The sequence below is a fragment of the Rhodoferax sp. GW821-FHT07G04 genome, from assembly GCF_059418585.1.
Genome location: NZ_JBWKQD010000001.1, coordinates 1,925,448 through 1,927,366, shown reverse-complemented (window position 1 = coordinate 1,927,366; position 1,919 = coordinate 1,925,448). Strand labels below are relative to the sequence as shown.

The window sequence follows — 1,919 nt, the reverse complement described above, 5'->3', positions numbered from 1 at the left end:
GTGCCGGCGGTGGCGTTGCCCACGCCACCGGCCTCCACGGCCGTGGTCGTATCGACCACCCCGATGGGCGCGTCGTTGACCGGGGTGACGGTCAGGGTCAGCGTGGATGTAGTCGTGGCCGTGCCATCGGACAGCGTGTAGGTGGCAACGGGCACGGCGCCGTTGTAGTTCGCCGCTGGGGTGAACGTGTAGGAGCCGTTGCTGTTGATCACCAGCGTGCCCACACCGGCCAGCGTGGCCGTGGAGCCGGCGGCATAGGTGGTGCCACTGACGACGAACTGGGTGACGGAGAGTACGGCGCCGGTATCGGGGTCGGTGTCATTGGTCAGCACATTGCCGCTGACTGGCGTGTCCTCGGGCGTGGAGCCCACATCGGCCACAGCCACGGGAGCGTCATTGGTACCGGTGACGGTGATGGTCAGCGTGGTGGAGGACGTCAGGCCAGCGGTATCGCGCACCGTGTAGGTGAAGACATCGTTGGCGGTGGCGCCTGCGGCGAGCTTGTCGGCGGCGGCGGTATTGGCGCTGTAGGAGTAGGAGCCGTCGGCATTGAGCGTCAGCGTGCCATAGGTACCCAGCAGAGCCGAGCCCACGGTGCCGGTGGTGGCGCCAAAGGAGATGGCCGAGACCGTCTTGGTGTCACCGCTGTCCACATCGGTATCGTTGGCCAGCACGCCGGTGGCGGCGGTGGTGGTCAGCGTGGCATTCTCGTTGACGGCACCGGTATCGACGGTGGCCACCGGGGCGTCATTGGCGCCCTGGATGGTGACCGTCAGCGTGGTGCTGGAGGTTGCACCTGCAGCATCGCGCACCGTGTAGGTGAAAGTATCGGTCAGCGTATTGGCGCTGGTGCGCAGCGCCTGCACGGCGGCCAGGTTGTTGTTGACCGTGTAGGTGTAGGAACCATCGGCATTGAGCGCCAGCGTGCCGTAGCTGCCGCTGGTGTTGCCACCCACCGTGCCGGCGGCCGCGCCGGTGACGGCCGAGACCGTCTTGGTATCGCCTGCATCGACATCGGTGTCGTTGGTCAGCACATTGCCCGAGGGGTTGGTGCCGGCGGTGGCGTTGCCCACGCCACCGGCCTCCACGGCCGTGGTCGTATCGACCACCCCGATGGGCGCGTCGTTCGTTCCGTTGATAGTGATACTGAGGACGGCGGTGGTGGTGTCACCGTCGCCATCGGTCAGGGTATAGGTATAGCTGTCGGTCAGCGTCTGGCCGTTTTTGAGGGCATTGACAGCAGGGTTAGCGTTGTTCAGCGTATAGGTGTAAGTGCCGTTGGCGTTCAAGACCAGCGAGCCATAAGTCAGCGTCGGACTAGCAGCGGTGACAGGATTGGCGTTGGTGTCTGCCCCTACGGTGTCGTTAGCGAGTACGCTGCCGGTGACTGTGTTGGGTGTCGCATCCTCGGTGATGGATGCAATGTTGGCCACTGCGGTGGGTGTGCTGTCGACGATCTGCACGGTCAGCGTGCCGGTATTGGTGGCACCGCCAAGGTCCGTGACACCTAGCGCAATAGCGTCGGTGCTTTCGGTGGCTGCCGGCTGGTTCAGCGCGGCCTTCAAAACGTAGCTGTAGCTCAGCGCGCCGGTACCTGCATTAAAGCCGGTCAGGGTTAACGTGCCCTCGCCTGTATCAACAGCAATAGGCGTGCTTCCCAGAGTGCTTAGCTGGGCTGCGGTTATGGTTGTGCTCTCAATCTTGATACTGGCCAGACCACCTGGGGCAGTGACTGTGATGGTGCCCGTGGTCGTCTCGGAGGTGTCGGCCACGCTGATGAGACCAATCTCATTGACAGTGGCTTGTCCTGTCGCATCTGTGCCATTGCCGTCAAGGGGAACAATGGTGGGCACACCATCGGTGGCGCCATTGATGGTGATGTTCAGGGTGGCGGTGGTGGTGGAGCCATCGCCATCGGT

At 63.7% G+C, this 1,919-nt stretch carries 1 protein-coding gene; it reads right to left on the bottom strand.

Annotated features, from left to right (window positions below; translation table 11 throughout):
- A partial coding sequence (locus tag AC07OO_RS08900; RefSeq protein ID WP_495081689.1) for a beta strand repeat-containing protein occupies window positions 1-1,919 on the bottom strand: 1,919 nt, incomplete at both ends.